The sequence below is a fragment of the Prauserella rugosa genome, from assembly GCF_000719975.1.
GTDB classification, from domain to species: Bacteria; Actinomycetota; Actinomycetes; order Mycobacteriales; family Pseudonocardiaceae; genus Prauserella; species Prauserella rugosa.
On the sequence record NZ_JOIJ01000079.1, the window covers coordinates 1 to 269 of the forward strand.

1 protein-coding gene is annotated in these 269 nt (G+C 61.3%); it reads left to right on the forward strand.

What is annotated here, in order from left to right; genetic code table 11:
• Nucleotides 1-269, forward strand: a 269-nt coding sequence (locus IF64_RS26905; protein ID WP_169741977.1) for an Abi family protein, incomplete at both ends; no start/stop codon positions are given.

The following is a 269-nucleotide window of genomic DNA, read 5'->3' on the forward strand; positions in this document are numbered from 1 at the left end:
CAATCTGCGTAGGCGGCAAGACAGGCGAGCGATCGCGTCCAGCATCGGCCTGACCGAGCCGCTGCTCGATTCCTGGCTGCGTACGTACGTTCGGCTACGGAACATCTGCGCACACCACGGCAGGTTGTGGAACGTCGGCCTCGGCGTCTACCCGAAGGTTCCGAACTCAAGCAAGGTTTCGTGGCTCCCCGATTCGGACCCGCTGCCCGTCAGTTCAGAGAAGCGTCTCTATCCAGTTCTCGTCTCTCTCCAGTCGGTGCTCGATTCGA